The sequence below is a fragment of the Aureicoccus marinus genome, assembly GCF_002954325.1.
GTDB lineage: Bacteria > Bacteroidota > Bacteroidia > Flavobacteriales > Flavobacteriaceae > Aureicoccus > Aureicoccus marinus.
This window is the reverse complement of the sequence record NZ_MQVX01000001.1, coordinates 1472576-1493726: the sequence shown is the minus strand read 5'-3', so window position 1 is coordinate 1493726 and position 21151 is coordinate 1472576. Positions and strand designations below refer to the sequence as shown.

Genomic DNA, 21151 nt, shown 5'->3' with positions numbered 1-21151 from the left:
AGTCTAAAACAGTTGTAGTTTGTAATTTACGTAAGACTTGGCCAAGAGCCCAAATTTTTCGTAATCCGGAACGCGAATTCTCGTATGCTGGATTTCCATGGGAGGTGTGCTCTTCAATTTTTGAAGTAAACGGCTGTAGTAGCGGTAAGCGGTGTAGACTCCAAATTTACATTCTACAGGCAACTCCTTGATGCCCTCGTACCCTTTTGCAAAGTCGGCGTTGATTTCTTCAATAATGCGCACCTTGGAAGCCTCGTCCAGTTCCATGAGATTGGTATCAGGGAAGTATGTCCTTTCAAGCACCTCGAAATCCGCTTTGAGGTCTCGTAAAAAATTAACCTTCTGAAAGGCAGAGCCAAGAGCCATGGCGGAGTCTTTTAAACGCTCATAAGCTGCATCGTCTCCTTTGACAAAAACGCGCAGACACATGAGGCCCACCACATCGGCAGAACCGTAGATATATTCTTTATACTCTTCTTGGGTTTTGTAATCTTTTTTGCTCAAGTCCATGCGCATACTTTTCATGAAAGCATCGACCAAGTCTGGAGTAATTCCGTAAGTATGGTAGGTGTGCTGAAAAGAATTTAGAATAGGGTTGAGACTGATTTTGTTTTCGATGGCCATGTGCAATTCTTTTTCGAAGCGATCAAACAAATCTGGTTTGTCGTAATCGTGAAATGAATCGACGATTTCGTCAGCAAATCTCACGAAGCCATAAATATTGTAGATATGGCTGCGAATGCTGCCTGAAAGCATTCTGGTCGCCATAGAAAAGGAAGTGCTATAGGAAGTGGTCACTACCTTGCTGCATTGGTAAGAGACCGTGTCAAAGATAGATTTCATTGGACAATTGATTTTTTTTGGATGAGATCCGAAACCAGCTTTCCTGAAATAAGTGACGGAGGAACGCCGGGTCCCGGTACGGTCAGCTGACCGGTGAAATAAAGGTTTTTGACTTTGCTGCTTTTCAGGTTAGGACGCAAGAAGGCGGTTTGTCTTAGGGTGTTGGCCATGCCGTAAGCATTCCCCTTAAAAGAGTTGTATTCAGAAATGAAGTCATTTACACAAAAGCTCTCCTGAAAAAGAATATGCTCTTTTACCGATTGGTCTGTAATGCGCTCCAGCCGTTCAATAATAATATCGAAGTACTGGGCTCTAAGCTCGGGAGTATCCTCTAATCCAGGGGCAATCGGGATAAGGAAGAATCCAGCTTCCTTGCCTTCTGGTGCCATGGTCTTATCGGTAACAGAAGGAAAGTTCACGTAAAACAAAGGAGAAGAAGGCCACTGGGGGTGGTCGTAAATTTCTTCTGCATGTTTTCCGAAATCGGTATCAAAGAACAGGTTGTGGTGCTCAATACCTTTGAATTTTTTGTTGAAGCCCACATAGAACAGGAGGGATGATGGAGCATAGGTTTTGGACTCCCAGTATTTTTGGGAGTACTGGCGGTAGTTTTCAGACAAGAGACTTTCGGAGTGCTGGTAATCAGCTCCGCTGATCACAATATCGAAAGTGAACTCACGCTGATCTTCTAACCGTAGCCCATTGGTTCTGCCCTTATCTACAAGAATTTCTTCTACACCGGCTCTGGTATGAAAACTCACGCCTAACTCTTCCGCCAAACGTACCATGCCTTTAATGATTTCGTACATGCCCCCTCTCGGATGCCAGGTACCTAGGCCAAAATCGGCGTAGTTCATAAAGCTGTAGAAGGAAGGTGTTTTGTTGGGTTTAGCCCCTAAGAAGAGTACTGGGAACTCCAGGGTCGAAATCAATTTAGGGTTCTTGAAGTTTTTGCGGACTTCGTCGCTAATGGTCTTGAAAAACTGGTCAACACGGGCAACCGTTTCGGGAGTTACCAATTCCAAGGGAGAGAGTCCCGGTCTGAGTACCACCTTGTTGATGGCGATATCGTAATTCTCTTGAGCCTTCGCAATGAATTTGCGTAAAGGAATGGAACTGCCCGGTTCAATGCGATCAAATTCTTTGGCGATTTTGTTCATGGTATCACCAATGGTGATGGTGTCATCAGAGAAAAAGATCTTGTAGGCCGGATCCAGTTTGTCTAAGATGTAGTAATCCGAAACCTTCTTCCCAAATTGGCCGAAGAACTTATCGAAAATGTCTGGCATCCAGTACCAGCTGGGGCCCATGTCGAATGTGAATCCTTCTTTTTTGAACTGACGAGCTCGACCTCCAAGGGTTGGGTTTTTCTCAAAAACTTGAACAGAATGCCCCGCTTTAGCTAAGTGACAAGCCGCCGAAAGCGAGGAAAACCCTGATCCTATAATTCCAATTTGTGCCATAAAAGTTACAAGGCATCGGCCAGCTGCTCGATGGAGTTGAAGGTTCGAATTTCTTCAGGTAAGGATTGACCAGCGAGATGCTGGATTTGGTACCCCAGTATCCACAATTCACTATTGCCGGAAGAGAAGAAGTACTTTTTGAAGTCCTGCATGTATTCCACAATACCGTCTTTGGTTGGGCTCACTGTAAAGTAGCTTACAAAACAGATATTGTCGTAGTATTTCATAAGATCCACTAGACTTTCCATGGGCATGGATTGTCCAAGATAAATGGTCTTGTATCCCCGTAAAGCGATTTCGTAGTTTACAAAGAGCAAACCGATTTCGTGAATCTCGTTTTCAGGGAGGTAGAGGGCAAATACTCTATCCTTTTTGGAGGGCTCCAACATTTGCAGCTTCTCGGTATGGATAAATATTTTTTGTTTGATCAGGTGAGTGATGAAGTGTTCGTGGGATGGACTGATAGTGTCGGTTTGCCAAAGCAATCCGAGCTCATTCAGCAAGGGAACAAAGACTTCGGTGAAAATTTCGCGGAAAGACCGCTCTGCCAGTAAGCTATTGTAGGTGTTGTAGAATTGGGTGGAGTCAAAATTGACCATCGCCAGTTTAAAGGCATTAATGGCGTGGTTCTTTTCGCTGTTTTTCGAAATGATCTCGTGAACAATAACCGGGATTTCGCTTTCCGGGATTTTGGCAATCTTGGAAATCTTGTATCCGTTGTTGTAAAGCAGGGTAACATTCAACAGCTTCTGTAAGCTCTGCAAGCTGTAGGTTCGAATGTTGGTACTGGTTCGTTCAGGCGAAAGAAGATTGTAGCGCTTCTCCCAAATACGGATGGTATGCGCCTTGATTCCTGAAAGGTTTTCCAGGTCTCTTATGCTGAAATTCTTCTTTACATTGTTCATTCTTTGCGTCAAAGAGTTAAACAAATTTACAATATAAAACAGTTAGGGGTCCCAAACAAGCGTTAAAATTTGCTTTTTCGTTGAAAATCTGTGTGTTACAATGGGGTTTTGTGGAATGATCTAAGTGCCCACGACTGGAGTCGAACCAGCACGTCCTTGCGAACACTACCCCCTCAAGGTAGCGCGTCTACCAATTCCGCCACGTGGGCCTGAAGATCATTAAATACCGTTTTGATTTTTTGAGGAACCACACTCTAGTAGTGTAAATAAAACCAAACGGATTTTTGGAGCCGCGAAGATAAAACAAAGTGAATCAATTCCACAAATAATCTAGGCAGGGGATCCGCCTGAAAATAAAGATTCCTACAGTCCTAACTTTAGGAAAATCAAGCCAATTAGAGCATGTTAAAATTTTTCCGACGAATCCGTCAAAAATTACTGAGTGAAAACCATTTCAGTAAATTCCTGCTTTATGCTTTAGGGGAGATTGTTTTGGTGGTCATCGGCATATTGATCGCTCTTCAAATTAATAAGAGGAATGAGTACGAGAAAAATAAGGCCTTTAAAAAAGAAATTTTAGAACAGTTGAGTGCACACTTGATCAAAGACTAATTAACCTTGAAGGATGTCTCCTCCAACTTTGATGCCGCGGTAAATTCTACCCAAAAGATTTTAGGGAGTCATTGGAGTCCAAGGGAGCAGGACAGTCTTAAATACTGGCTAAGGAATGTTGTTAAATTGGATTGTTTTCAACCCCTGACCAAGGCTTATGAAGTGGCGAAATCCAAGGGACTGGATTTTAAATACAGGAATTATCTCGTTGTTAAGGACTATATCGCCTTTGCAGAAGAGAAAGGTGCTAAAGGCATTCTATGACTTAACCAGGACAATTACAGATCAGGTTTGATCAGAATTAAAAGAGTCATTGTTATAACTGAAAATTTGCAAGCATTGATAAAAGAAGAACTCCATACGTTTTCAGGAATCTTAAAAAGAGCTTTAATCAATACAAACAAAAAAGTCTGTAAAAGGATTTACAGACTTTAACCAATGATTCTTGAAGTGACCTGACTGGGGCTCGAACCCAGGACCCTCTCCTTAAAAGGGAGATGCTCTACCAACTGAGCTATCAGGTCAAAATTTGGCCTTTAAGAATACCAAATCTCCTTTAAGAGGGTGCAAATATAAAGCCTTAAATTGATTAATCAAGGGAGTAAAGCAATAAATTTGAAAATTGAAATAAAAGCCGTGTAATGTCAGAAATCATTGCCCTTTTGGGATATATGGGATCCGGAAAATCGACCCTCGGTAAAGCCTTGGCTACCAGCCTGAAATTGCCTTTTCGGGATTTGGATGACCAGATTGAAGCCCATGCGGGAACCAGCATAAAAGAACTGTTTGCTTCAGGGGGTGAAATTGCGTTTCGCAAATTAGAAACCCAAGTATTGACCACAGAAGTACAAAGAGAGCAGGGACAGGTACTGGCCTTAGGTGGAGGAACACCTTGCTACGGACAAAACCTCGATATCTTGCATGCGGCCGGAGTGAAAACCGTTTATTTAAAGTTGTCCTTAGTAAGTCTGTTGGAACGCTTAAAAAGAGGGCGGGCAAAACGGCCCTTGATCGCTCATTTGACCGAAGAACAACTGGAAGAGTTTATTCGCAAACACCTTTTTGAGCGTCAGTTTTATTACAACCAGGCGTCCTATGTGGTGGATGTGGATGGTTTGACCGTGGAGCAGGCGGTGGAGCGTGTTGCGCGTGCATGTCTTTACTCTAAATAGACGCCAAACTTTTTTCCTTTTAGATCGACTTGCACGTGTTCTTGTAGTGAGGTTGATAGTGAGATGCCTTTGAAATCAGCCTTAACCGGGTATTTTTTGTGGTTGCGATTCACCATCACAGCTGTTTTTAATTGTTTTACCGGAATTTGCAGAAAGTGAAGTACCCCATAAATTAAGGTGGTTCCTGAATTCAAAACATCATCGACCAGCACGACTGACTTCCCTTTGATTTGTTCCGCCGATAGACTAGTCGTTATCGGAGCAGCCAGGGGGTTTTCTTTGTTGATGAGCACTTCACAGGCCAGAATTTCGGCATCCGTGATTTCTGCTAATAGATATTGAAGCTTCTTGGCGAACAATTGACCTCCTCCAGTTATACCAGCAATAACAAGTACTTTCTCATTCACGTTGGCCTCATAAATTTGATAGGCTATGCGTCGAATCTTATGCTCTACTTCGGCGTGCTGTAGTATTTGATTTTTCATAGGTAGTTCTTAGTGCTCCCGTTCGGTATTTGGTTCTCCTTCTTCCAGGTATTCGTCTATATCTCTGCGGTCCTTTTTGGTAGGACGTCCCATCCCTTTTTTTCGGTAGTGTTCCCTGGCTAACAACTGAATTTCGCGGTGCTGGAAGGCCTCAGCAGAGGTGGTGTCCAGCCGGTAGAGACCGGTTTGCTTTGCGGAAACACGACTTGCTGGAATTTCCAAAACCGTCAAACTCATTTCCACCTGATCTTTCCGCAATTCAATCTTGTCTTGCGGGAAAATTTCACGCGAAGGTTTGACCACTTGCTCATTCACTTTGATGAGCCCTTTTTTACAAGCGGTTGTCGCTTGATTTCGGGTTTTGAAGTAGCGGGTACACCACAAAAATTTATCAATGCGCACGGGCTACAAATCTTTGTTAAACACCTCACAAAAATAGGCTAAAATTGTATCTTGCGCCCTTGTATAGATTGCAGATACTATGGTAATAAAGAGAGTGCTCATACTAGTCGGATTGGCTTTGATCGCTGTTTCCTGCGGAAATGACGACAATGGTATTGTAACAGTACCACCAAGGTTATTGTCTGAGGTTGCTCCCGAAAACGATGACGAAATTCAGGAATTTTTGTCTACCCACTTTTACAATTACGAGGAATTTCAGAATCCCCCCGCTGGATTTGACTTTCGTATTGTAATTGATACCATTGCCGGGGAGAACAGTGATAAAATTCCCCTTTTAGAGCAAGTTAGCAGCGCTACGGTTACTGTTTCAGCGACTGAATTTGCTTTGGAAGACGGGGAAGAGGATATTCCCCACACCTATTATTATTTAGTGGCTCGCGAAGGAGTAGGGGCTTATCCCTCTGAGGCAGATTCTACTTTTGTTCGCTACCAAGGAATTACCTTAGATAGGCGCGTCTTTGATGGAGCTACGGAAACAGCGATATGGTTTGATTTAGCCCAGATTCAGGCACCTTTGGAGGGATTCCGTGGATTCTCTGTGGGGATGCAACACTTTAGAACAGGAGGAGCACCCATCATTAATCCTGATGGTACCTTTTCTGTTGAGGATTATGGGGTAGGGATGTTCATCTTTCCTTCCGGTTTGGGCTCATTCAATAGCTTTTTCGGTGGGATCCCGCAGTATGCGCCGCTTATCTTTACAGTAGAACTATTCGCCTATAACCAGACCGATCACGACGGAGACGGGATTCCATCGATTATGGAGGATCTGAATGGTAATGGCTTTCTGTACGACGATAACACAGACGAAGACGAAGAGACGAATACGCTGCGAATTTCGAATTTCCTCGACTTCGATGACGATAATGATGGTACTCCTACACGTGATGAGATTGACTTCGATGGGGAGGGTAATCCCGTGTTTAGGGATACCGATGGCGACGGGGTTTTTGATCACCTCGATCCGGACACCAACTAAAAAGCCCGCAATTGCGGGCTTTTTTATATCAAAATAGGACGTCTTAGTTGCCTGGCTTCAAGCGGTAAGACAAACTAAAAATGACCTGATTAGGTCGGGTGTCTACACGTCCTGAGGTATCCAGAATATTAGAATTGATAAAGTTCACTTCATTTTCTGTGAATCCTCTTTCGTAACGCACTTCCAAACCTAAACGTCCAAGGTTTACACCTAAGCCTAAGTTAGCACCTACGGTGAAGTCCTTTTCGACATCCGATACGCTTACGTCCTGAATCTCACCATTAATGATGTATTGAAATGAAGGTCCAGCAAAGGCGTGTAATGGGCCAAATACTTTTATCCCTAACAAAACAGGAATATCCAGTTTGCTAATCTTCAGATCTCCTTCATCGTATGTAGAGCTAATCCGGGTATACACCAGCTCTGGGCGAAGGTAAATGCGGTTACCCAATTTACCATAAATACCCAAGTGATACCCTACAGCGCGATCAGGATCCTCAGCGGCCGCTGTGGCGTCCGAGAAGAAATTACCATTTCCATTGTAGTTTAAACCTCCCTTGATTCCCCATCCCGTTCCGGATTGGGCCATGGTAAATGAGGCCACTAGCACGAAGGCCAGCGATAAGATTGATTTTCGTAACATAGATTCTCTATTTGTGACCGTGTTGGTCGGTTGAACATTATTGAGCTTTACGCTTGATTACCTTGAGAACGGCAGCCTCAATAGATTTATTATTTAGGCCGTATTTCTCCATCAGTTGGGCGGGGGTACCACTTTCACCAAAGGTATCCTTCGTAGCGACAAACTCCTGAGGAGTCGGCAAATGCTGTGCTAAAGTGCGAGACACACTTTCTCCAAGACCCCCTAAGAAGTTGTGTTCTTCGCAACTTACAACACATCCTGTCTTACGAGCTGATCGAACAAGAGCCTCCTCGTCGAGAGGTTTTATCGTATGGATATTAATTACTTCGGCCGAAATTCCTTGATTCGCCAGGTTCTCAGCTGCAATTAGTGCTTCCCAGACCAGGTGTCCTGTGGCTACCAGAGTCACATCAGTCCCATCTTGCATGGTCAAGGCTTTACCGATTTCAAAGATCTGATCAGGAGCGGTAAAGTTAGCCACTTTTGGTCTTCCGAAACGCAAGTATACCGGTCCGTGCCAATCTGCAATGGCCAGGGTAGCGGCCTTGGTTTGGTTGAAGTCACAAGGGTTGATCACGGTCATCCCAGGCAACATCTTCATCAAGCCGATGTCTTCCAGTATTTGGTGTGTCGCACCATCTTCTCCCAAGGTAATTCCGGCGTGGGAGGCGCAAATTTTCACGTTTTTGTCGGAATAGGCGATGGATTGTCGAATCTGATCGTATACCCGACCTGTAGAAAAGTTGGCGAAAGTTCCTGTAAAGGGGATGTAGCCACCGATGGTCAAGCCTGCAGCGATTCCCATCATATTGGCTTCAGCGATACCCACCTGAAAAAATCGTTCGGGATTTTCGTCAATAAAGGTTTGGATTTTCAATGAGCCAACCAGGTCCGCACAAAGGGCGACTACTTTAGGGTTGGTTCTGCCCAGTTCTGTCATTCCGGCTCCGTAGCCGCTTCGGGTATCTTGTTTACCTTGATCTGTGTATTTCATCATCTTAGTAGTCTCCTAAAGTTGCTGGGTTTTGTTCGAGGGCCGTGGCCAATTGTTCATCATTTGGCGCTTTTCCGTGCCAAGCGTGGGTATACATCATAAAGTCCACACCATTCCCCATGACGGTTTTTAGCATGACGGCAACAGGTTTTCCTTTGCCTGTTCGGCTTTTGGCTTCTTCCAATCCCCCCACTACAGAGGCCAGGTCATTTCCGTTTTTGATTTCTACGGTATCCCAGCCAAACACACGGAATTTCTCTCCGATGTCTCCTAAAGGGAGCACGTCTTCGGTCGCTCCGTCGATTTGCTGCCCATTCCAATCGATGGTGGCGATTAAATTGTCGACTTTATTTCCGGCGGCGTACATGATGGCTTCCCAATTTTGGCCTTCTTGTAGTTCGCCATCTCCATGCAGGCTATAAATCAAGTGAGAATCCTTGTTGAGTTTTTTAGCGAGGGCGGCTCCAATGGCAACGGACATCCCTTGACCTAAGGAACCTGAGGCGATTCGGACTCCAGGTAATTCTTCGTGCGTGGTTGGGTGACCTTGCAATCGGGAGTCGATTTTACGGAAGGTGGCCAATTCTTCTACCGGAAAGTAGCCTCTACGGGCAAGAATGCTGTAATATACCGGAGAGATGTGCCCGTTCGAAAGGAAGAAAAGATCTTCTCCAACACCGTCCATATTGAAACCCTCATTGATCTCCATCATGTGGTTGTAGAGAACGGCAAAAAACTCAGTACACCCCAGCGATCCTCCTGGGTGCCCGGAATTCACTTGGTGTACCATTCGCAGAATATCCCTTCTTACTTGTGGGACTAGCTGCTCTAAAGCGGTTAAATCGGCCATAGGTATTGTACTATTTTGTCTTGTAAAAATAAGGCCTTCCGCTGCTGCAAGCAAGGTGCTCCGGTCTTAATTACCAACAAGGATTTAGTCCTCTTCCTCCGGATTAACCTTCTTATCTTTGAAGGCTTAAAGCCTGTATCTTGAAATTTACCATAGAGGGAAAAGAAGGAAAAGCCCGGGCCGGTGAAATCCAAACCGCCCACGGCAGTATACCCACACCCATATTTATGCCTGTTGGAACGGTGGCTTCCGTCAAAGGAGTTCACCAATCTGAGCTCGAGGAAGATACCAAGGCTCCTATCATTTTAGGGAACACCTACCACCTCTATTTGAGACCAGGAATGGAAATTCTTGAACAAGCGGGTGGTCTGCATCAGTTCATGAGCTGGTCTTCGAATATTCTCACTGATAGTGGAGGCTATCAGGTGTATTCCCTGGCCGACAACCGCAAGATTACGGAGGAGGGAGTCAAGTTTAAATCTCATATAGACGGGTCAACCCACTTCTTTACACCGGAATCCGTCATGGATATTCAGCGCCGTATCGGAGCCGATATTATCATGGCATTTGATGAGTGTACCCCTTATCCCTGTGATTGGGACTATGCCGAAAAATCCATGGAAATGACCCATCGCTGGGCGCATCGCTGTATTGAAGGACTCGAAAAGAGCCCCGTCCGATACGGCTTCGAGCAAGCTTTCTTCCCGATCGTTCAAGGATCGGTTTACCCTGATTTGCGAGAGCGGTCCGCTCGATTTATCGCGGATCTAGATGCCCCTGGTAATGCGATTGGAGGCCTTTCAGTTGGAGAGCCTGCCGAAGAAATGTATGCCATGACCGAAGTCGTCTGTGCCATTTTACCGGAAGAGAAGCCTCGCTACCTCATGGGGGTGGGAACTCCGGCCAATCTACTCGAGAATATTGCGCGGGGTATCGACATGTTCGACTGTGTGATGCCGACACGGAATGCCCGTAATGGGATGTTGTTCACAGCGGAAGGCACCATCAATATCAAGAATAAAAAGTGGGAAAACGATTTTTCTCCACTGGATGAGAATGGTTACAGTTATGTGGATACCCTTTACACCAAGGCCTATTTACGTCATTTATTTGCCGCCAATGAATTCTTAGGAAAGCAAATTGCCACTTTGCACAACCTCGGTTTTTACCTCTGGTTGGTCAGGACGGCGAGAGCCCGTATTTTAGCAGGAGATTTCTATGATTGGAAAGATGAACTCGTTCAGAAACTAAACCGAAGACGCTGATGTTAACCATTATCGATCGGTACATCTTAAAACGTTATCTCCTGACCTTAACAGGGATGATTCTGCTTTTTATCCCCATTGGGATCATGGCCAGTCTGGCCGAGAAAATCGGTAAAATCATCGATAATGAAGCGCCTTTACAAGAGGTGATCGAGTACTACGGGAACTTTACGCTGGTGATTGGAAATCTGCTCCTTCCTGTTTTTCTTTTTCTATCCATTATTTTCTTTACCTCCCGAATGGCCAGTAAGACGGAGATTGTGGCGATTCTAAGTTCGGGTGTTTCTTATTGGAGATTCTTGCGTCCCTACATGATCGGTGCCTCTTTAGTCGCAGTCATGATTTTTGTTTTGGGGCAGTTCATTGTTCCCAAAGCAAGTGTTGGGTACAGCCAGTTTGAATACAATTATTTTCACCGGGGTAGGCAAGACCGTCAAACCACGAATATTTTCAATCAGCTCAGCGAGAATGATTATATCTATGTGAGTCGACTCGATCCGAACAGGCAAATCGGATACAACTTCACCTATGAGCATTTTGATGAAAACAAACAGTTGGAATACAAGATCTCTGCAGCGACGATTCGCTGGATGGAGAAAGATTCACTCTACCGTCTGACCACTTACACAAAGCGGAGTCTACGAGAAGGGCGGGAACGCGTGTTGACCCAGCGCCGTCTCGATACCCTCTTTGCCTTCGAGATCAACGACCTGACCCAAGTATCGTATGTAGCCGATACCAAAAACCTTTTTGAACTCAATCAGTTTATCGCTGATCAACGTCGTCGAGGGGCGTCCAATATCAATACCTATGTTTTGGTGAAGTACAAACGATGGGCCATGCCGATCGCCGCTTTTATTCTGACGATTACGGCGGTCGCCGTGTCTTCTGTTAAGCGCAGAGGGGGAATGGGAGTCAACCTCGCCTTCGGGATTGGTGTAGCCTTTATTTACATCTTTTTTGACAAGGTATTCGGTACCTTGGCGGAGCAGTCTGGGTTTAACCCTTTGTTGGCTGTGATCATTCCCAATGTACTGTTTGGGACCCTCGGATATTTTATGTTGATGAAGGCCAAAAGATAGGCTCGCAGAGTAAGAGAAAGTTCTATATTTGCCTTTACAAAAAACCCAACCCCCCAAAATTGAAGTATGGAGTACCTGGATTTTGAATTGCCCATTAAGGAGCTGGAAGAGCAACTGCAGAAGTGCCGTGTGATCGGGGAAGAGAGTGATGTAGATGTCACCGAAACCTGTCTACAGATCGAGAAAAAGTTAGCGGAAACCCGTTCTGAAATTTATGGGAACCTCAGTGCTTGGCAGCGCGTTCAAATGTCCCGTCACCCCAACCGTCCTTACACCCTGGATTACATCCGAGCCCTTTGTGGGGATTCCTTTTTGGAATTACACGGAGACCGTACGGTAAAGGATGATAAGGCCATGATCGGTGGACTCGGAAAAATTGGGGATCAAACCTTCATGTTTGTTGGACAACAGAAGGGTTTCAATACCAAGACCCGTCAGTACCGCAATTTTGGTATGGCGAACCCAGAGGGATATCGCAAGGCTTTGCGCTTGATGAAATCTGCGGAGAAATTTGGTATTCCAGTCGTTTCTTTTGTCGATACTCCCGGAGCCTATCCTGGTATTGAAGCAGAGGAGCGTGGCCAAGGTGAAGCCATTGCTCGAAACATCTTGGAGATGACCCGCTTGAAGGTACCCGTAATCGTTTTGATTATCGGAGAAGGTGCTTCTGGTGGGGCATTGGGTATTGGTGTTGGTGACAAGGTTCTTATGTTGGAGAATACCTGGTACTCTGTGATCTCTCCAGAATCCTGTTCCTCTATTTTATGGAGAAGTTGGGAATACAAAGAACAGGCGGCTTCAGCGCTTAAATTGACCGCTGAAGACATGAAGGGTCTCGGATTGGTAGATGAGATCATCAAAGAGCCCGCTGGAGGTGCTCATACCGACCGAGAAGAAACTTTTGCCAGTGTTCAGGCCAAGATTTTGGAGCACTTTGAGGCTTTGGATAAGTTATCCCCAAAGGAATTGGTTAAGCAACGCATGGAGAAATATTCCCAAATGGGAGTATATTCGGGATAGCCCATTTTTGACCTTGACTTATTAACCGGTTATCACCGGTTTATACACAACTCACTTTCCTGAAAGTGGATATCGGGTACGTCTTTGCATGGTGTAACCCAAAACTAAATTTTTACTTTAGCCTTCATGAACGAAATTCGCCCCAAAGCAAGCCGAACCGTAGGCAAACCAGTGGTTGTTCCCTTGGAGCAAGGTAAAATACCGCCTCAAGCTACTGATTTAGAAGAGGTTGTGCTTGGTGCGATGATGATTGACCGCAAAGGAGTCGATGAGGTCATCGATATTTTGCATCCCGATGCTTTCTACTTGGAAGCCCACCGCCACATTTTTGAAGCCATCTTCGTTTTGTTCGAATCGGCAGAACCGGTGGACTTATTAACGGTTTCGGCCCAGCTCAAAAAAATGGGCAAACTCGAAGCAGCAGGAGGGGACTTCAACCTGATTAATTTGACCAAAAAGGTCAGTTCTTCAGCCCACATTGAATTTCATGCTCGGATCATTCTTCAGAAGTACATTCAAAGAAGCCTTATACACATCAGTAGTGACATTATTGAGCGTGCCTATGATGAAGGCACCGATGTTTTTGATCTGTTGGATCACTCCGAAGCGAAATTGTACGAGGTAACCCAAGGAAACCTCAAGCGCTCGGCAGAAACGGCTCAGAACTTGGTGATTCAGGCCAAGAAAAAGATTGAAGAAATCTCCAACCAGGAGGGACTTAGTGGAATTCCGACAGGTTTTGATAAACTCGATAAGTTGACTTCGGGTTGGCAGCCCAGTGATTTAATCATTGTTGCGGCACGTCCGGGTATGGGTAAAACGGCTTTGACCTTATCCATGGCCCGTAATATGACCGTCAACTCTAACATTCCGGTGGCTTTCTTTTCGCTAGAGATGTCGTCGGTTCAGCTGATCACCCGACTAATTTCTTCAGAAACTGGTCTGTCTTCTGAGAAACTGAGAACCGGAAAGCTCGAAAAGCACGAGTGGGAGCAACTCAATGTGAAGGTAAAGGACTTGGAGAAGGCTCCTTTGTTCATCGATGATACACCCTCGCTTTCTATTTTCGATTTACGGGCAAAAGCACGTCGATTGGCTTCTCAGCACAAGATTAAAATGATCATCATCGATTACTTGCAGTTGATGACCGCAGGAACGAGTCAAAAAGGAGGAAATAGGGAACAGGAAATCTCGACTATTTCTCGAAACCTCAAAGCGTTGGCAAAGGAACTCAATGTGCCGGTTATTGCACTATCACAGCTCTCACGTGCCGTAGAGACCAGGGGGGGAAGCAAGCGTCCAATCCTTTCGGATTTGAGGGAATCGGGTGCTATTGAGCAGGATGCGGATATCGTTTCCTTTATTTACCGTCCGGAATATTACAAAATAGACGAATGGGACGATGAAGAACGTTCTCCTACAGAAGGGCAGGCAGAGTTTATCGTGGCCAAGCACAGAAATGGTGGACTTGATAATATACGGTTAAAGTTCATCGGGCAGCTGGGTAAATTCGATAACTTAGAGGACTTTGACTTCCCTTACCAATTTGAGTCAAAAATGAATGATGATGAGGAGAACCGCATTTCACCAGATTCTTTCCCTTCTGCCGATCAGGCATTTCCGTCCCCAGACGGAGATGTCCCTTTTTAAGCCTTTGGGCCGTAGCTTAGTACTTTTTTTGTTCTACTTAGGTAGCCTACAGAGTGTTTTGGGTTCTCAGCTTTTGATTCCCATGGATTTTGAAGGCCAGAAGAACCATCTGAAGGCCTATGGTATAACCTATTGGGTGCTTCAAAAGCAACAGAAGGTTCAGTGGTTATTGAACTACCGTGGCGGTGCTTTTCTATTGCCTGATTTGGAAGAAACCCGCAAGGAATGCCAGATTCGCGGTGTTTCCTTTGAAGTGCTGTCGGATGGCGAAGCAGCGGGCTTGTTAGAAGCCATCGCTAGTCCATCTCAGAATCAGGAGGCGGTTATTTTAGAAAAAGCTCCTCGGATTGCGGTGTATTCGCCAAAGGACAAACAGCCCTGGGACGACGCCGTAACCATGGTGCTCACTTATGCTGAGATCCCATATGTCACCATATACGACGAGGAGGTACTCTCTGACGGCCTCGCCATTTACGATTGGTTACATTTACACCACGAAGATTTTACCGGGCAATTCGGAAAGTTTTATGGAGCTTATCGCGCAGCGCCCTGGTATATTGAGGGCAAGCGACTGGCTGAACAGCGTGCTCGCAAATTGGGCTATGACAAGGTTTCGGAGCAAAAGGGAGCGGTAGCCGAAAAGATACGTCGTTATGTGATCGGAGGTGGATTTATGTTCGCCATGTGCTCGGCCACCGATAGTTTTGATATCGCTTTGGCGGCCAATGGTGTGGATATTTGTGAACCCATGTTCGACGGTGACCCTTCTCAGGCCAACTACCAATCGCTCTTGGATTATGACCGAACCTTTGCCTTTACGGATTTTACCTTGGAGCGATCTCCATTGCGTTATGAGTTTTCTTCTATTGATATGACGTCCAAGAGAGGGGTCCCTAAGGACACGGATTATTTTGCTTTGATGGAATTCTCCGCCAAGTGGGATCCCGTACCAACGATGCTAACCCAAAACCACACCGCCTTAGTCAAGGGTTTTATGGGGCAGACCACTGCTTTTGTCCGAGGTGAAATCAAACCGACGGTTATTGTATTGGGTGAGAATAGGGGCAATGGAGAGGCTCGCTATATTCATGGAATTAAAGGAAAAGGATTTTTTACGTTTTATGGCGGGCACGATCCAGAAGACTACCAGCATCGTGTTGGAGACCCTAAGACAGAATTGGACTTACATCCAACATCACCAGGTTACCGTTTGATCCTGAATAACGTACTCTTTCCGGCCGCACGAAAAAAGAAGCAAAAGACCTAAGAACGAGCTTCTTGTTCACTGGCCAATTGCTTTAAACGAGCACTGTACTTTCGAATGGGTGAAACGCTCACCACCAGTACCAGAAAAAGAAGAGGGACGGTCAGTGTTTTAAAATTGAACCTTTGTACAAAAAAGACGTAGGTTGCAATATAGAGCCCTGACGAAATCAGGAGCAGTAGATTACACCGCTGCAGGTACTTTTTGGCCAAGGGATTTGTTTTGAAAAGGTCTTGGTTTCTTCTCATTCCCAGAACACTTCCAGGCACAATGATATTGCTTAGAGCCATGGCTAAGAAGACCACCGCCATGATTACATAAGGAAAAGCCATTCGAAGATTTTTATGGAAGATAAGGGATTTAGGTGTAGTTCCCTTAGGAAAGCTCGGCTAAGAGGGATTCCAGTACTTTTTCCACCCCTTGTTCATCATTGCTTAAAGTACCGAAATTAGCCACCTTTTTTACGTTAGGGTGGGCATTGGCCATGGCATAGCTGTAGTGCGCCATTTCCAGCATTTCCAGGTCGTTATTGTAGTCTCCGAAGATCAGCAGTTCTTCTCGTTGAATCCCCATTTTTCGGATCACAAAATCCAAAGCGTAGCCTTTATTGGCATCGGGATGCGAAATATCCACCCAATGGTTTCCGGAGACCTTCACCTTCATGCCTGGTTCAAACTGCTCAACGGCCGGGTAGATGTGCTTTTCTGAATCTTCAAAGTGATGCACCGCTACTTTGAGAATTTCGTCCGTGACCTCATAAGCGCTGGGAACCAGTTCGTAACCCGAATAATACTCCTTTAAAAGATTGATGAAATGGGTGTCGTCCGACTGAACATAGGCATTGGTCTTGCTGCACAGCACAGGGTTGGCTCCGGAGAGCGGAAGGGTTTGATCCAGTATTTTATGGATATTCTCTTGCCCGATTGGGGTCAGGAGGAGTTCATCTTCTTGTTGACGCACATAGGCCCCATTTTCTGCGATGATAATGAGGTCTTTCTGAATACTGTGCAGTTTGCTCAGCATACTGCCGTATTGCCGACCACTGGCGGCGACAAATTGAATGCCTTTTTGATTCAGTTCGCTGAAGAGTTCAAAAAAGCGGTCACTCACCTGGTGATTAGAATTCAGCAGGGTCCCGTCCATATCGGTGACCACCATTTTAATCGAAGAAGAAGGCATATGCAGGTTTTCTGCGAAAGTAGAGGATTTCGGAAGAGCAGGAGGGAAGTCAAGGTTAAATAATGGCTAGTTTTGAGCTATGGAATGGATACAGAAAGAAATTCAGCTTCGACCATACCCAAGAGGTTTTCATTTGATTACGGAGATTCTCAATGAAGAGGTGCCGGAGATACGAGATTGGGCTTGTGGTCAGTTACAAGTATTTATCAAGCATACCTCTGCCTCTCTGAGTCTGAGCTAAAATGCTGATCCCAGTGTTCGGGTAGATTTTGAATCTTTTTTTAACCGTACCGTACCGGAAAACGCGACTTATTTTACACACATCTACGAGGGTAGCGATGATATGCCTGCTCATTTAAAGGCAGCTCTATTAGGGTATGATGTGCAACTGCCTATTCGGAATGGGCGATTGCATTTGGGTACATGGCAAGGGGTTTACTTGGGTGAGCATCGCAACCACGGTGGTGGTCGACGACTACTCCTCACTGCTTGGGGCAAAAAAGCTTAATTCGTAATGAATGCCAATAGGAGTAGGCAGGATACATAGCACAACAAGGCTATGGCCGAAATGGCTTCTACAGAAACTTTGCTTTTCATGTGGGATGAGTTTAATGGTTAGTGTAAAATACACGCAGTAAAGCCAATCCACTTCCTGATTTGTATAAATGGTCGATTTTGTCCTGTTATTGACCAAAATCTATCGTTGAACTAGGGATAAAGTAAAAATCCCGCCGAAAGGGCGGGATTTTTGCGAAGGAAGGTTCCTAATTTATTTTACTTTCTCGACAATCGCCTTGAATGCTTCCGGGTGGTTCATGGCCAAATCAGCCAAAACCTTACGGTTTAATTCGATATTGTTTGCCTTCACCTTACCCATAAATTGAGAGTAAGATAGTCCGTGTAGACGAGCACCAGCGTTGATACGGGTGATCCAAAGAGCACGGAAGGTTCTCTTTTTGTTACGGCGGTCGCGGTAAGCGTATTGCATCGCTTTTTCAACAGCGTTTTTCGCTACCGTCCACACGTTTTTACGACGACCAAAGTATCCTTTGGCCTGCTTCATTACTTTTTTTCTTCTGGCCCTTGAGGCCACTGCATTAACTGATCTTGGCATTTGTTTTCATTTTTTTGTAGCAGGCGGTTGAAACAACACTTTTGAAGCCTGACTCCAGGGTTAATAATGTACCGGTTTTTCTTATTTCAACCGAAGTTGTTCTTTGATGCTGTTCACATCCGAGTCATGGACTAGGGTGGAATGCGTCAATTTAAGCTTACGCTTTTTCGACTTTTTGGTCAAGATGTGACTCTTGTAAGCGTGCTTTCTTTTGATTTTACCAGAACCCGTAATCGTAAAACGTTTCTTGGCGCTGGATTTGGTCTTCATTTTCGGCATGTCTAGCTTTCTTAAATTACCTCCGCGTTATTTTCAAAGCCGGCTTTAAGGCCGGTTTATTTCTTTACTGTTTTGGGAGCGATGAACATGGTCATACGCTTCCCTTCGAGTTTCGGCATCTGTTCCACTTTACCCCATTCTTCTAGTTCCTGGGCCAATTTGAGCAACAAGATCTCTCCTTGGTCTTTATAGACGATCGAACGACCTTTAAAGAAAACATACGCTTTCAGTTTTGCTCCGTCTTTCAGGAACTTTTCGGCATGACGCTTTTTAAAGTCGTAATCGTGGTCATCGGTTTGTGGACCGAAACGAATCTCCTTAACGACCACTTTGCTTGCTTTGGCCTTGATGGCTTTGTCGCGTTTCTTCTGCTCGTAGAGGAATTTCTTGTAATCAATAATCTTACACACTGGTGGATCAGCTTTTGGAGAAATTTCAACCAGATCCAATTCCAGTTCACGTGCTTTTGCCATTGCTTTGGCAATAGGGTACACCCCCATCTCAACATTATCTCCCACCAATCGAACTTCACGAGCTGTGATTTTGTCGTTGATGTTGTGCGGATTTTTATTCTCTCTCCGCGGTTGAGGTTTAAATCTTCTTCGTATTGCTATGGTACTACTGTTTTAGTTACACTTAATTTTTCGACTCAGAACGTCTTTAAAATACTACTAATTTCTTTTTCGATCAAGTCACTAAATTCTTCAACGCTTAAAGTTCCCAAATCGTCTCCACCGTGTTTGCGGACTGAAAGCGTATTAGACGACTCCTCTTGCTCTCCGACGATAATCATAAAAGGAATTTTTTGCATTTCTGCTTCCCTGATTTTCTTGCCGACGGTTTCGTTCCGAGCGTCAATGAGCGCGCGAATTTCGTTATTTTCAAGAGAATTTAAAACTTTTTCGGCGTATTTTTCGTGTTTCTCACTGATAGGCAAGATGATAGCCTGTGTGGGGATCAGCCACAAGGGGAAGTTTCCTCCGGTGTGTTCCAGCAACAAAGCCACAAAACGCTCGAGACTTCCAAAAGGAGCGCGATGAATCATAACCGGACGGTGCAGTTCGTTGTCACTCCCTTTATAGGTGAGGTCAAAACGCTCTGGTAGGTTGTAGTCGACCTGAATGGTACCCAATTGCCAGCTGCGTCCCAGCGCATCTTTAATCATAAAGTCCAGTTTTGGACCATAGAAAGCCGCTTCTCCTTCTTCTATGACAAAAGGAAGACCTTTTTCTTCTGCGGCCTGAATGATGGCTGATTCCGCTTTTTCCCAGTTGGCAACCTCTCCGATATATTTATCTGGATTTTCTGGATCGCGAACCGAGACTTGAGCAGTAAAGTTTTCGAACCCAAGAGATCCCAATACATATAAGGTGAGGTCGATAACTCCTTTGAACTCGTCCAAGAGTTGGTCCGACGTACAGAAAATATGGGCGTCGTCTTGAGTAAAACCTCGTACACGGGTAAGTCCATGGAGTTCACCACTCTGTTCGTAGCGGTAGACCGTTCCGAATTCTGCATAGCGTTTCGGTAGGTCCTTGTAGCTGAAAGGACTGGTGTTGTAAATCTCACAGTGGTGAGGGCAGTTCATAGGTTTGAGTAGGAACTCCTCATCTTCTTTCGGGGTTTGGATGGGCTGAAAGCTATCTTCCCCGTATTTCGCATAGTGCCCTGAAGTCACGTAAAGCTCTTTCTGACCGATATGGGGAGTCACCACCATTTCGTAACCGGCTTTGCGCTGTGCTTTCTTGAGGAATTGTTCCAAGCGTTCGCGCAAGGCAGCACCTTTCGGCAACCAAAGAGGAAGCCCTTGACCTACTTTTTGAGAAAAGGTAAAGAGTTGTAGCTCTTTCCCCAATTTGCGGTGATCGCGCTTTTTGGCCTCCTCCAGCAGAGTGAGGTATTCGGTTAATTCTTTTTGTTTGGGGAAAGAGATTCCATAGACCCGGGTCAATTGTGGTTTATTCTCGTCTCCTCTCCAGTAGGCACCAGCAACACTGAGCACCTTGAAGGCCTTTATGATACCGGTGTTGGGTATGTGACCTCCTCTACACAGGTCTGTAAAAGAGCTGTGATCGCAGAAGGTGATGTCTCCGTCTTCGAGATTCTCGATCAATTCAACCTTGAATGGGTTGCCTTGTTCTTTATAATAGGAAAGAGCGTCCGCTTTCGAAACAGAGCGCATTTTAAAATCGTGTTTGCCGCGAGCGATATCGAGGGCCCTATGCTCGATGGTTTTAAAGTCCTTATCGGTAACGGTGTGCTCTCCAAAATCAACATCGTAATAGAAGCCGTTGTCAATGGCTGGACCAATGGTCAGGTTGATCCCAGGGTATAGTTCTTCCAAGGCCTGGGCCAACACGTGAGAAGAAGAGTGCCAAAAGGCTTTTTTTCCTTCGTCGTTCTTCCACGTATATAAAGTGAGCTGACCATCCGTGGTCAATGGAGTGTGGGTTTCGACAGTTGTTCCGTTGTAGCTTGCTGAAATGACTTGTCTCGCCAAGCCTTCGCTGATGTCTTGTGCCACTTGAAAAGGAGTAGTGCCTTCGGGCATCTCCTTTATGGCTCCATCGGGAAGGGTAATCTGTATCATAGGTACTCCATCTATATTATGGGCGCAAAGATAGACGCTTGAAGTAGGGGGGCAAAGGATTGCGGCATTTTTCGAATAAGGGTAAAAAATGGCTCAAACATTGACTCTGAGAGCGTTGACAACATTTTCTGAATAAAGTGAAGTTGTAAACAATTGAAATTCAAATTGTTAAAAATTATTTGTCGATTTTTCGCAACTTTTTTGTCAAACGTAAAAAAGCTTTCTATATTTGCACCCGCTTTGATAGAAAAAGGCGGTTTTTTTGAAGGTATGAGAGGCCTTGTTTGAGGTTTTTTTTTT

Annotated in this window: 25 protein-coding genes, 2 tRNA genes and 1 pseudogene; 11 read left to right on the top strand and 17 right to left on the bottom strand. The window is 45.1% G+C overall.

What is annotated here, in order from left to right; all coding sequences use genetic code 11:
* Window positions 1–3: 3 nt before the first annotated feature.
* The 4 genes from BST99_RS06925 to BST99_RS06910 form a co-directional block, all read right to left on the bottom strand.
* The gene (locus BST99_RS06925) at window positions 4–843 is read right to left on the bottom strand and encodes a phytoene/squalene synthase family protein (protein ID WP_105001158.1); all 840 of its coding nucleotides are present in this window, start codon (window positions 841–843) and stop codon (window positions 4–6) included.
* Window positions 840–2306 carry a phytoene desaturase family protein gene (locus BST99_RS06920; protein WP_105001157.1) on the bottom strand — a complete coding sequence of 489 codons (1467 nt, stop codon included), beginning with the start codon at window positions 2304–2306 and terminating at the stop codon, window positions 840–842. The genes BST99_RS06925 and BST99_RS06920 overlap by 4 nt, the downstream gene beginning before the upstream one ends.
* A gap of 5 nt (window positions 2307–2311) precedes the next feature.
* Entirely contained in the window at window positions 2312–3211 is a 900-nt protein-coding gene (locus BST99_RS06915; protein WP_105001156.1) for a MerR family transcriptional regulator, read from the bottom strand.
* Between the two features lie 125 nt (window positions 3212–3336).
* Window positions 3337–3420: transfer RNA gene (locus BST99_RS06910), tRNA-Leu, on the bottom strand.
* A gap of 193 nt (window positions 3421–3613) precedes the next feature.
* On the opposite strand from BST99_RS06910, the gene BST99_RS06905 reads away from it, so the two are divergent.
* Window positions 3614–3823 (top strand): DUF6090 family protein, encoded by a 210-nt coding sequence (locus BST99_RS06905; RefSeq protein ID WP_105001155.1) that lies wholly within the window; start codon window positions 3614–3616, stop codon window positions 3821–3823.
* A gap of 6 nt (window positions 3824–3829) precedes the next feature.
* On the top strand, window positions 3830–4087 hold the full coding sequence (locus tag BST99_RS06900; RefSeq protein WP_105001154.1) for a hypothetical protein: 258 nt from the start codon (window positions 3830–3832) through the stop codon (window positions 4085–4087).
* Window positions 4088–4274: 187 nt separating this feature from the next.
* On the opposite strand, the gene BST99_RS06895 is transcribed toward BST99_RS06900, so the two are convergent.
* Window positions 4275–4347: transfer RNA gene (locus BST99_RS06895), tRNA-Lys, on the bottom strand.
* A gap of 117 nt (window positions 4348–4464) precedes the next feature.
* Here BST99_RS06895 and BST99_RS06890 point away from each other — a divergent pair.
* Window positions 4465–4995 carry a shikimate kinase gene (locus BST99_RS06890; RefSeq protein ID WP_105001153.1) on the top strand — a complete coding sequence of 177 codons (531 nt, stop codon included), beginning with the start codon at window positions 4465–4467 and terminating at the stop codon, window positions 4993–4995.
* Here the strand turns inward: BST99_RS06890 and BST99_RS06885 are convergent.
* Complete coding sequence (locus BST99_RS06885) at window positions 4983–5480, bottom strand: phosphoribosyltransferase family protein (protein ID WP_105001152.1); 498 nt, start codon at window positions 5478–5480, stop codon at window positions 4983–4985. The two genes, BST99_RS06890 and BST99_RS06885, sit on opposite strands and share 13 nt — an antisense overlap.
* Before the next feature lie 9 nt (window positions 5481–5489).
* The gene (locus BST99_RS06880; RefSeq protein WP_105001151.1) at window positions 5490–5882 is read right to left on the bottom strand and encodes an RNA-binding S4 domain-containing protein; all 393 of its coding nucleotides are present in this window, start codon (window positions 5880–5882) and stop codon (window positions 5490–5492) included.
* A gap of 94 nt (window positions 5883–5976) precedes the next feature.
* Between BST99_RS06880 and BST99_RS06875 the strand changes: the two genes are divergently transcribed.
* The gene (locus BST99_RS06875) at window positions 5977–6921 is read left to right on the top strand and encodes an FKBP-type peptidyl-prolyl cis-trans isomerase (RefSeq protein WP_219843821.1); all 945 of its coding nucleotides are present in this window, start codon (window positions 5977–5979) and stop codon (window positions 6919–6921) included.
* Between the two features lie 43 nt (window positions 6922–6964).
* Here BST99_RS06875 and BST99_RS06870 read toward each other — a convergent pair whose 3' ends face one another.
* The 3 genes from BST99_RS06870 to BST99_RS06860 are packed head-to-tail and all read right to left on the bottom strand — an operon-like array spanning window position 6965 to window position 9408.
* A complete protein-coding gene (locus BST99_RS06870; RefSeq protein WP_105001149.1) occupies window positions 6965–7564 on the bottom strand; it encodes an outer membrane beta-barrel protein in 600 nt (199 codons plus the stop codon).
* A 37-nt stretch (window positions 7565–7601) separates the two neighbouring features.
* A complete protein-coding gene (locus BST99_RS06865; RefSeq protein WP_105001148.1) occupies window positions 7602–8561 on the bottom strand; it encodes a transketolase family protein in 960 nt (319 codons plus the stop codon).
* A gap of 1 nt (window position 8562) precedes the next feature.
* On the bottom strand, window positions 8563–9408 hold the full coding sequence (locus tag BST99_RS06860; protein WP_105001147.1) for a transketolase: 846 nt from the start codon (window positions 9406–9408) through the stop codon (window positions 8563–8565).
* Window positions 9409–9548: 140 nt separating this feature from the next.
* Between BST99_RS06860 and tgt the strand changes: the two genes are divergently transcribed.
* The 5 genes from tgt to BST99_RS06835 all read left to right on the top strand — a co-directional run bounded on the left by tgt (window position 9549) and on the right by BST99_RS06835 (window position 15692).
* Window positions 9549–10673, top strand: coding sequence for a tRNA guanosine(34) transglycosylase Tgt (gene tgt, locus BST99_RS06855; protein ID WP_105001146.1), 1125 nt, complete (start codon window positions 9549–9551; stop codon window positions 10671–10673).
* The gene (locus BST99_RS06850; protein ID WP_105001145.1) at window positions 10673–11755 is read left to right on the top strand and encodes an LptF/LptG family permease; all 1083 of its coding nucleotides are present in this window, start codon (window positions 10673–10675) and stop codon (window positions 11753–11755) included. Before tgt ends, BST99_RS06850 begins: the two co-directional genes overlap by 1 nt.
* Window positions 11756–11821: 66 nt before the next feature.
* Window positions 11822–12775, top strand: a complete 954-nt coding sequence (locus tag BST99_RS06845) for an acetyl-CoA carboxylase carboxyltransferase subunit alpha (RefSeq protein ID WP_105001144.1) — start codon at window positions 11822–11824, stop codon at window positions 12773–12775.
* Between the two features lie 126 nt (window positions 12776–12901).
* Window positions 12902–14425 (top strand): replicative DNA helicase, encoded by a 1524-nt coding sequence (gene dnaB, locus BST99_RS06840; RefSeq protein ID WP_105001143.1) that lies wholly within the window; start codon window positions 12902–12904, stop codon window positions 14423–14425.
* Between the two features lie 82 nt (window positions 14426–14507).
* Window positions 14508–15692 (top strand): asparagine synthetase B, encoded by a 1185-nt coding sequence (locus BST99_RS06835; RefSeq protein ID WP_245916290.1) that lies wholly within the window; start codon window positions 14508–14510, stop codon window positions 15690–15692.
* On the opposite strand, the gene BST99_RS06830 is transcribed toward BST99_RS06835, so the two are convergent.
* Window positions 15689–16021, bottom strand: a complete 333-nt coding sequence (locus BST99_RS06830; RefSeq protein WP_105001141.1) for a hypothetical protein — start codon at window positions 16019–16021, stop codon at window positions 15689–15691. The genes BST99_RS06835 and BST99_RS06830 overlap by 4 nt on opposite strands.
* A 43-nt stretch (window positions 16022–16064) precedes the next feature.
* Complete coding sequence (locus BST99_RS06825; protein ID WP_105001140.1) at window positions 16065–16868, bottom strand: HAD family hydrolase; 804 nt, start codon at window positions 16866–16868, stop codon at window positions 16065–16067.
* A gap of 79 nt (window positions 16869–16947) precedes the next feature.
* Between BST99_RS06825 and BST99_RS14910 the strand changes: the two genes are divergently transcribed.
* Window positions 16948–17109 (top strand): YjbQ family protein, encoded by a 162-nt coding sequence (locus tag BST99_RS14910; RefSeq protein WP_317046125.1) that lies wholly within the window; start codon window positions 16948–16950, stop codon window positions 17107–17109.
* A 12-nt stretch (window positions 17110–17121) separates the two neighbouring features.
* Window positions 17122–17376, top strand: a pseudogene (locus BST99_RS14905) (secondary thiamine-phosphate synthase enzyme YjbQ); the annotation flags it as partial.
* 261 nt (window positions 17377–17637) lie between these two features.
* Here the strand turns inward: BST99_RS14905 and rplT are convergent.
* The 5 genes from rplT to BST99_RS14455 all read right to left on the bottom strand — a co-directional run.
* On the bottom strand, window positions 17638–17982 hold the full coding sequence (gene rplT, locus BST99_RS06815) for a 50S ribosomal protein L20 (RefSeq protein ID WP_105001139.1): 345 nt from the start codon (window positions 17980–17982) through the stop codon (window positions 17638–17640).
* An 81-nt stretch (window positions 17983–18063) separates the two neighbouring features.
* Window positions 18064–18261, bottom strand: coding sequence for a 50S ribosomal protein L35 (gene rpmI / locus BST99_RS06810; RefSeq protein WP_105001138.1), 198 nt, complete (start codon window positions 18259–18261; stop codon window positions 18064–18066).
* A 56-nt stretch (window positions 18262–18317) separates the two neighbouring features.
* The gene (infC, locus tag BST99_RS06805; protein WP_219843855.1) at window positions 18318–18815 is read right to left on the bottom strand and encodes a translation initiation factor IF-3; all 498 of its coding nucleotides are present in this window, start codon (window positions 18813–18815) and stop codon (window positions 18318–18320) included.
* Window positions 18816–18910: 95 nt separating this feature from the next.
* Window positions 18911–20851 carry a threonine--tRNA ligase gene (thrS, locus tag BST99_RS06800; protein ID WP_105001136.1) on the bottom strand — a complete coding sequence of 647 codons (1941 nt, stop codon included), beginning with the start codon at window positions 20849–20851 and terminating at the stop codon, window positions 18911–18913.
* 11 nt (window positions 20852–20862) lie between these two features.
* Window positions 20863–21151, bottom strand: a 289-nt coding sequence (locus tag BST99_RS14455; protein ID WP_219843820.1) for a hypothetical protein, incomplete at its 5' end; no start/stop codon positions are given.